Origin of the sequence: Pseudomonas agronomica (assembly GCF_025917275.1) — a bacterium.
GTDB classification, from domain to species: domain Bacteria; phylum Pseudomonadota; class Gammaproteobacteria; order Pseudomonadales; family Pseudomonadaceae; genus Aquipseudomonas; species Aquipseudomonas agronomica.
This window is the reverse complement of the sequence record NZ_JAOSHO010000204.1, coordinates 1-8,697: the sequence shown is the minus strand read 5'-3', so window position 1 is coordinate 8,697 and position 8,697 is coordinate 1. Positions and strand designations below refer to the sequence as shown.

7 protein-coding genes and 1 pseudogene are annotated in these 8,697 nt (G+C 62.6%); 5 read left to right on the top strand and 3 right to left on the bottom strand.

The annotated features are described in order from the left end of the window. Nucleotides 1-37 precede the first annotated feature (37 nt). The 3 genes from ydcS to OC610_RS15610 all read right to left on the bottom strand — a co-directional run bounded on the left by ydcS (nucleotide 38) and on the right by OC610_RS15610 (nucleotide 3,893). Nucleotides 38-1,189, bottom strand: a complete 1,152-nt coding sequence (ydcS, locus tag OC610_RS15620; protein WP_264428869.1) for a putative ABC transporter substrate-binding protein YdcS — start codon at nucleotides 1,187-1,189, stop codon at nucleotides 38-40. 88 nt (nucleotides 1,190-1,277) lie between these two features. Then, nucleotides 1,278-2,735 carry a gamma-aminobutyraldehyde dehydrogenase gene (locus OC610_RS15615; protein WP_264428867.1) on the bottom strand — a complete coding sequence of 486 codons (1,458 nt, stop codon included), beginning with the start codon at nucleotides 2,733-2,735 and terminating at the stop codon, nucleotides 1,278-1,280. Nucleotides 2,736-2,978: 243 nt separating this feature from the next. Continuing rightward, the gene (locus tag OC610_RS15610; protein WP_264428865.1) at nucleotides 2,979-3,893 is read right to left on the bottom strand and encodes a LysR family transcriptional regulator; all 915 of its coding nucleotides are present in this window, start codon (nucleotides 3,891-3,893) and stop codon (nucleotides 2,979-2,981) included. 182 nt (nucleotides 3,894-4,075) lie between these two features. Here OC610_RS15610 and OC610_RS15605 point away from each other — a divergent pair, with 182 nt between their 5' ends. The 5 genes and pseudogenes from OC610_RS15605 to OC610_RS15585 form a co-directional block, all read left to right on the top strand. Further along, nucleotides 4,076-4,786: a tellurite resistance TerB family protein gene (locus OC610_RS15605; RefSeq protein WP_264428864.1), complete on the top strand. Its 711-nt coding sequence runs from the start codon at nucleotides 4,076-4,078 to the stop codon at nucleotides 4,784-4,786. Nucleotides 4,787-5,031: 245 nt separating this feature from the next. After that, nucleotides 5,032-6,654, top strand: a complete 1,623-nt coding sequence (locus OC610_RS15600) for a methyl-accepting chemotaxis protein (RefSeq protein WP_264428862.1) — start codon at nucleotides 5,032-5,034, stop codon at nucleotides 6,652-6,654. Beyond that, nucleotides 6,654-7,190 (top strand): chemotaxis protein CheW, encoded by a 537-nt coding sequence (locus OC610_RS15595; protein ID WP_198796319.1) that lies wholly within the window; start codon nucleotides 6,654-6,656, stop codon nucleotides 7,188-7,190. The genes OC610_RS15600 and OC610_RS15595 overlap by 1 nt, the downstream gene beginning before the upstream one ends. Beyond that, complete coding sequence (locus tag OC610_RS15590; protein WP_264428860.1) at nucleotides 7,187-8,452, top strand: CheR family methyltransferase; 1,266 nt, start codon at nucleotides 7,187-7,189, stop codon at nucleotides 8,450-8,452. Before OC610_RS15595 ends, OC610_RS15590 begins: the two co-directional genes overlap by 4 nt. Then, nucleotides 8,449-8,697 (top strand): annotated as a pseudogene (locus OC610_RS15585) (chemotaxis protein CheW); the annotation flags it as partial. The gene OC610_RS15590 and the pseudogene OC610_RS15585, both read left to right, overlap by 4 nt.

Sequence of the window (8,697 nt, the reverse complement as noted above, 5' to 3'; positions counted from 1 at the left end):
GCGGGAGCAAGCTCCCTCGCCACAGGGTTGCTCCGATTTACCGTCCGCCCATGATCGCAATGTAATCCTGGGTCCAGCGGCTGTACGGCACGAACTTGCCGCCCTCGGCCTGTGGGGTTTTCCAGAAGGCGATCTTGTCGAACTGATCGAAGCCGTTGGTCTTGCAACCTTCGGCGCCCAGCAGCTCGCTGCCCTTGCACGCGGCCGGCACCGCCGGCAAGGAGCCGAACCACGCGGCGACGTCGCCCTGTACTTTCGGTTGCAGCGACCAGTCCATCCATTTGTAGGCGCAGTTCGGATGCTTGGCCTCGGCGTGCAGCATCGTGGTGTCGGCCCAGCCGGTGGCACCTTCTTTCGGAATGGTCGAGGCGATCGGCTGTTTCTCGTTCATCAGGCCGTTGACCTGATACGGCCAGGCGCCGGACGCCACCACGCCTTCGTTCTTGAAATCGCTCATCTGCACGGTGGTGTCATGCCAGTAGCGATGGATCAACGGCTGCTGGGCCCGCAGCAGTTCGAGCACCGCCTTGTACTGGGCTTCGTCGAGTTGGTACGGATCCTTGATGCCCAGCTCAGGCTTGGTGGCCTTGAGGTAGAGCGCAGCGTCGGCGATGTAGATCGGGCCATCGTAGGCTTGCACCCGGCCCTTGTTCGGCTTGCCGTCGGGCAGGTTTTGCGCGTTGAACAGCACGCTCCAACTGGTCGGTGCCTGCTTGAACACGCTGGTGTTGTACATCAATACGTTGGGGCCCCATTGGTACGGGGTGCCGTAGGTCTGTTGGTTGACCACGTACCACGGCGCGTCCTTGAGGCGCGGGTCGAGGTTTTTCCAGTTGGCGATCAGCGCGGTATTGATTGGTTGCACGCGCTTGCCGGCAATCAGCCGCAACGACGCATCGCCCGAGGCGGTCACCAGGTCATAGCCGCCCTTGGTCATCAGGCTGACCATTTCATCGGACGTCGCGGCGGTTTTCACGTTGACCTTGCAGCCGGTTTCCTTCTCGAAGCCGGTGACCCAGTCGTAGGCCTTGTCGCTTTCACCGCGTTCGATGTAGCCCGGCCAGGCGACGATGTCCAGTTGGCCTTCGCCAGCACCAACGGCCTTGAGCGGTTCGGCGGCCTGCAGGCTGACGCTGGTCAGCAACGCCGTGGTGATTGCACTGAGCAATACGGTCTTGTGCGCGTACATGGAAATCCCTCTTGCTTTAATTATGGTCGGGGCAGTTTTGAACCGGTGAAGCGCCACGAATGGCTTGTTATTAGAGTAGTGCTGTTATCTAGAGATGCTGGCCATGCCTGGCCATGATGTGTCGCACCACGCTGTAGTCCTGGAGCGAATCGCTGGACAGGTCTTTCCCATAGCCCGAACGTTTCAGTCCACCGTGGGGCATTTCGCTGACCAGCATGAAATGGCTGTTGATCCAGGTGCAGCCGTATTGCAGCCGCGCCGCCACCTGCATCGCCTTGTCGAGGTTCTGGGTCCACACCGAGGACGCCAGGCCATATTCCGAATCATTGGCCCAATCCACCGCCTGGCTGAGTTCGTCGAAGCGGGTCACGGTGACGACCGGGCCGAATACTTCGCGCTGGACGATTTCATCGCTTTGCTTGCAGCCGGCCAGCAGGGTCGGCTGGTAATAGAAACCGGCACCGGAATGCACCGCCGCACCTGTGATGCGCTCGATGTGTGGCTGGCCGAGGGCGCGCTCGACGAAACTGGCGACCCGGTCGCGCTGGCGAACACTGATCAGCGGGCCGATTTCGTTGTCGGCATCGCGCTTGCCAGCAAAACGCAGGCTGCTGACCGCCGCGCCGAGCTCGGCCACCAGCCGGTCATGAATCCCAGCCTGGGCGTAGATCCGGCAGGCCGCGGTGCAATCCTGGCCGGCGTTGTAATAACCATAGGTGCGCACGCCCTCGACCACCGCCCGCAGGTCGGCGTCGTCACAGACAATCACCGGGGCCTTGCCGCCTAGTTCGAGATGCGTGCGCTTGAGGGTTTTCGCGGCGGCCTGGAGGATCTTCTGCCCGGTGACGATATCCCCCGTCAACGAGACCATGCGCACCTTTGGATGACTGACCAGGTGGCTGCCGACGCCTTCACCGCCACCGCAGATGATATTGATGACGCCGCGCGGCAGGATCTGCGCCAATGTTGGCGCCAGGGCCAGGATCGACAGTGGCGTGTGCTCCGAAGGCTTGAACACCAACGTGTTACCGGCGGCCAGGGCCGGGGCGATTTTCCAGGCCGCCATCATGATCGGGTAGTTCCACGGCGCAATCGATGCCACCACGCCCAGCGGGTCGCGGCGCACCATGCTGGTGTAGCCGGGCAGGTATTCACCGCTGAGCTGGCCAGTCTGGCAACGTACGGCGCCGGCAAAGAAACGGAACACGTCCACCGTGGCGCTCAAGTCATCCTGGCGGGCCAAGTGCAGCGGCTTGCCGCAGTTCAGCGATTCGAGGCGGGCCAACTCGCTGGCGTTTTTTTCGATGGCGCTGGCGATTTCCAGCAGCAGGTTCGAGCGGTGTTGCGGCGTGGTGCGTGACCAGTCGGAGAAGGCGTGGTGGGCGGCGAGGATCGCGGTCTCGACCTGTTCGAGGCTGGCCTCGGCGATGTGGACGAGTACTTCACCGGTCGCGGGGTTGAGGATCGGCTCGACAAAGCCTTCGCCGGGGACCAACGCTCCGTCGATCAGCAACGCGGTACAGAACGGGTTTTGCGTGTCGGCCATGTCTGGTTTCTCTTTTTATATGTCGATTGAAACGCTGGACCTGTGGGAGCGAGCTTGCTCGCGATGGCGGTGTGACAGGCGACATCGATTCGACTGATACACCGCCATCGCGAGCAAGCTCGCTCCCACAATGGATTGTTCTCACACAATGGATTGTTCTCACACAAGGGATTGTGGCGATGCAGCAAGATTAGTGCTCAGCCGCAAGGCCGACAAATTCGAAATACTCAAGGCTGCGTTCGATTAAATAGATGGCTTGCGCCCGCTTGGGCGTTGCTCCCGAGCGACGGTCAGGAATGGATCGACCGACGCCGGTCGCGCCGTGCCCCGGCGCCACGCCAGGCCGATGTCGAGCGTCTGGTTGAGGTCGGCAATCGGGCGTGCCTCGATGATGTCGCCCTCCAGCGACCACGGACGATAGGTCATGTCCGGCTGGATCGACACGCCCAGCCCGGCGGCCACCAGGCTGCGCACCGCTTCGGTCGAGGCGGTGCGCAGCGTGACCTGCGGTTGCAAGCCGGCGCCGCGCCAGAGGCGTTGCGCGTTGCGATCCATCTCGTCGACGTTCAACTGGATCAGTGGCTCCCGGGCCACGTCCGCCAGGTTGATGCTGTCGTGTTCCAGCAGCGGGTGTTGGGCGGGCAGCCACAAGCGATACGGTGAGTGGGTCAGCACTTCGGTCTGCAGGGCGTGGCGGTCTTCGAGGTTGGACAGGATCAGGACGCCGACATCGATTTCGCCGCTGACCAGCAAATGCTCGATATAAGGCCGTTCGTCCTCCATGACGCGGATCGCCACGTTAGGATAGGCGCGCTGGAAACGGGTCAAGAGGTCTGCCAGGTAATAACCGGCGACGAGGCTGGTCACGCCGACGGTGACCTGGCCAGCCACCTGGTCGGTGCTTTGTTGCAGGCTGCGCTTGGCATTGTCGACGGTGGCCAGGATCAGGTGGGCCTGGCGCAGGAATTGATGCCCCTGGTGCGTCAACGTCATCCCCTTGGCGTGCCGGCTGAACAGGCTGACGCCGATTTCCTCTTCCAGTTGCTGGATGGCCAGGGTCAGGGTGGACTGGGAAATGAACACCGTCTGCGCCGCGGCGGAGATCGAGCCGGTTTCGGCCACGGCGATGAAATGGCGTATCTGGCGCAGCGTCATCATGGCGGGATATCCAGGGGCGAATTTATCGATGTCCCCGAGTGTATATCGTTTTTTTAGAATGGAAGCCGGCGCTGACGCTGGACGTGCCAGGCAACATCTGGAAGCAATCTCGCCAAGGGCGACAGGGCACTTTCGATCTAGGCTGGTGGCCTCAAGTTGACCTGAAAACGTGGAGGCAACAGATGAATACCCGTGGATTGCTCGATCAGCTTCTCAAGTCCGGCCAGGAACTGCTGCAGAACAAGGCGGGCGGTTCGCAGGGCAAGCCGTCTGGCGGCCTGGGCGGGTTGCTCGGCGGCTCCGGCAACCTGGGCGGAATGCTTTCCGGCGCGGGCGGCGGGGCGTTGGCCGCCGGGGCCATGGGGTTGCTGCTGGGCAACAAAAAGGCCCGCAACTTCGGTGGCAAGGCCTTGGCTTATGGCGGCTTGGCTGCGTTGGGGGTGATTGCCTACAAGGCTTATGGCAATTGGCAGGCCCAGCAAGGCAACGCGGTGAGCACCGAGCCGCAGACGCTGGATCGCGTACCTGCGGGGCAAGTCGAGCAACACAGCCAGGCGATTCTCAAGGCCCTGGTCGCGGCGGCCAAGGCTGACGGCCACGTGGACGAGCGCGAGCGGCATTTGATCGAAGGCGAGTTCACCAAGCTCGACAACGACCAGGAATTGCAGCACTGGTTGCACGCCGAACTCAACAAACCCCTGGACCCCACCGATGTGGCCCGGGCGGCCAGTACGCCGGAAATTGCCGCTGAAATGTACATCGCCAGCGTGATGCTGGTGGACGAAGAAAACTTCATGGAGAAATCCTACCTCGACGAGCTGGCGCGCCAACTCAAGCTGGAGCCGGGGTTGAAGGCAGAACTGGAGAAGCAGGTGCGCCAGGCTGCTGCCTAACCAATATTTCTCTGTGGGAGCGAGCCTGCTCGCGAAAGCGGTGTGTCAGCCAACAATGCCTGGACTGACTGGACGCTATTCGCGAGCAGGCTCGCTCCCACATTGGTTTTGTGTCGTTTGTGCTTGTGCATTCGAGCATCATCGTTAATGGAGCGGTGTCCGAAAAATCTCCCGCAACCGCCATGCAGACGCACCGCCTCCCTCGGCTATACTCCCGGCAATTCAAAGCGTCCCGAGGTTTTACTGTGAAGAATTGGACATTGCGCCAACGCATCCTGGCGAGTTTTGCGGTGATCATCGCCATCATGCTGCTGATGGTGGTTGTCTCGTTTTCACGGTTGTGGAAGATCCAGGAAAGTGAAGAAAGAGTGCGGGTCGATGCAGTGCCGGGGGTCTATTACAGCTCCATGATCCGTGGCGGCTGGGTAGACAGCTATGTCCTGACCCAGCAGATCGTCGGGCTCTCGGGGAACCGGGAAATCAGTGCCGAGGACAAGGCCCGCTATCAAGGCTTCGAGCAGCATCTGCGCGAAGAAATCCAGAACTATCAAAAGCTGATACAGAACCCTGCCGACCAGGCGTCGTTCGATGAGTTCGAGGGCTATCACCAAACCTTCAACCAGGCGGTAGCCAAGGTCCTGGATCTCTACCAGCGCAAGGATTACGAAGGCGCGCGGCTGGCGTTGGATAAAGAGCTGACGCCTGCATGGATGGGGGGGCGCGGACATCTGAACCAGATTATCGACCGCAATCGTGACCTGGCTGAAACGGCCACGCAAACCATCGACGATGCAGTGACAGCCGCCAAGATCGCCATGGGCCTGTCGTTCCTGGTCGCGCTGGTCATCGCCTTGCTGTGTGGCCTGTTGTTGATGCGCGCGATCATGGCGCCGATGAGCCGCATCGTCGAAATCCTCGAAGTGATGCGCAGCGGTGACCTGAGCGGACGCCTGAACCTGGCGCGCAAAGACGAATTCGGCGCGGTGGAGACCGGTTTCAACGACATGATGGCCGAGCTGACCGCCCTGGTGTCCCAGGCCCAGCGCTCGTCTGTCCAGGTCACCACCTCGGTGACCGAGATCGCCGCGACGTCCCGGCAGCAACAGGCCACGGCCACTGAAACCGCGGCGACCACCACCGAGATCGGTGCGACCTCCCGAGAAATCGCCGCCACGTCCCGCGACCTGGTGCGCACCATGACCGAAGTGTCCACCGCCGCCGACCAGGCCTCGGTCGCCGCCGGCTCCGGACAGCAAGGCCTGGCGCGCATGGAAGACACCATGCATTCGGTGATGGGCGCCGCCGACCTGGTCAACGCGAAACTGGCGATCCTCAACGAGAAGGCCGGCAACATCAACCAGGTGGTCGTCACCATCGTCAAGGTGGCCGACCAGACCAACCTGCTGTCCCTCAACGCCGCCATCGAGGCCGAGAAGGCGGGCGAGTACGGTCGCGGGTTTGCCGTCGTAGCCACCGAAGTGCGCCGCCTGGCCGACCAGACCGCCGTTGCCACCTACGACATCGAGCAGATGGTCCGCGAGATCCAGTCCGCTGTTTCGGCTGGCGTGATGGGCATGGACAAATTCTCCGAGGAAGTGCGCCGAGGCATGGCCGAAGTGCAGCAGGTGGGCGAACAGCTGTCGCAGATCATCCATCAAGTCCAGGCCCTGGCGCCGCGAGTGCTGATGGTCAACGAGGGCATGCAGGCCCAGGCCACCGGTGCCGAGCAGATCAACCACGCGCTGGTGCAATTGGGCGATGCCAGCAGCCAGACCGTGGAGTCCCTGCGCCAGGCCAGTTCCGCCATCGACGAACTCAGTCAGGTGGCCGTGGGACTGCGCAGCGGCGTTTCGCGTTTCAAAGTCTGATGAGCGAGCCAGAAGCCCGCCGTGGCGCCGTTTCGGCGGCCCGGCAGACGTTGTTCCTGATGTTTTGCATCGGTAACGAGCGCTACGCCCTGCAAGCCACCGATGTGGTGGAAGTGCTGCCGCGCCTGCCACTCAAGCCGATTGCCCGGACGCCGTCCTGGGTCGCGGGGGTGTTTGCCTGGCGTGGCGTGGTGGTACCGGTGATCGATCTGTGCGCGTTGACCTTCGGCCAGAGCGCCGAGGCACGCACCAGCACCCGGCTGGTACTGGTGCAGTATCGGCCGGGGGCGCAGCAAACCGGGCAGGTGCTGGGCTTGATATTGGAGCAGGCCACCGACACCTTGCGCTGTGATCCGGCGGATTTCAAACCCTATGGCCTGGATAATCGCCAGGCGCCTTACCTCGGTCCGGTACGCGAAGATGCACAAGGAATGATGCAATGGGTGCGGGTCAACGACTTGCTCGACGAATCCGTTCGCGCGCTGCTGTTTCCCTCGCCGCCGCTGAGTCCCGATGACTTCGAGGAACGGGCATGAACAGTGACCAGCGATTCTTCGATTTCCTCAAGGAACGCATCGGCCTGGACGTGACCTCCGTCGGCCCGGCCATTATCGAGCGGGCTGTGCGCCAGCGCGTGCTTGCCGTGCCCGGTCGAACCACCGATGACTACTGGCAAAGCTTGCAGCACTCCGCCCAGGAGCAACAGGCGCTGATTGAAGCGGTGATCGTTCCGGAGACGTGGTTCTTTCGCTACCCCGAGTCCTTCGCGACGTTGGCCCGGTTGGCAACCCAGCGCCTGGCCGACATCAAGCACCTGCGTGCCCTGCGTATCCTCAGCCTGCCGTGCTCCACCGGCGAGGAACCGTACTCGATCGCCATGGCTTTGTTCGATGCAGGCCTGGGGCCGCATCAGTTCAAGGTCGATGGCATGGACGTCAGTCCCTTGTCCGTGGACAAAGCCAGGCAGGCGCGTTACGGCCGCAACTCTTTCCGTGGCGCTGACATTGGCTTTCGGGAGCGATATTTCAATGCCGAAGACGACGGCTATCGCCTCGACGAGCGGGTACGCGAACAGGTGCGCCTGCAAACGGGGAACGTGCTGGATCCGGCCTTGCTGGTAAACGAGGCCCCCTACGACTTCGTGTTCTGCCGCAATCTGCTGATTTATTTCGACCAGCCGACCCAGCAGCAGGTGTTCGAGGTGCTCAAGCGCCTGACCCATCAGGACGGCGTATTGTTCATCGGTCCCGCCGAGGGCAGTTTGCTCGGACGGCTGGGCATGCGTTCGATCGGTATCGCCCAGTCGTTCGCGTTCAGCCGCCAGGGCGCGCCGGAGCCGCAACCGTTGCCCACGTTGATGCCGACGCCGTTGCCGATTCGCCAGCCGTCATCGCGCGTCGCAGCGCCCGTGAGTCGGCCGCGACCGTTCGCCGCGAGCGTGACGCCGATCGCCGAACCGAAAAGCAGCGACGCCGTGACGTTGCTGGCCAACATCGCCGCCCTGGCCAACGGTGGCAAGAGCGCCGAGGCGCGTGCGGTGTGCGAAGAATATCTGCGCAGCCACGCGCCAAACGCCCAGGTTTTCTATTGGCTGGGCCTGCTCAGCGACATGGCCGGCAATGCGCTGGAGGCCCAGGGGTTTTATCGCAAGGCGCTCTATCTTGAGCCGCAACACGCCGAGGCCCTGGTGCATCTGGCGGCGCTGCTGGCTTCCCAGGGAGACGCGGTCGGCGCCCGTCGATTGCAGGAACGCGCGGCCCGCAGTGGTCGGGCGGCAGACAGTGAGCACAAACGATGAGCGGTTCGGCTTCCTACAACGTGACCCATGACGACGCCCATGCCATCGACGACTGCTGGAACCGCATCGGCGTGCATGGCGACAAATCCTGCCCCTTGCTGGCCGAGCACATCCATTGCCGCAATTGCTCGGTGTACTCGGCGGCCGCCACCCGTTTGCTCGACCGTTATGCGCTGCGCCAGGATGAGCGGGAGCTGGTTTATGCCCCGGTCGACAACGATATTGTCACGCGCTCGCTGCTGATG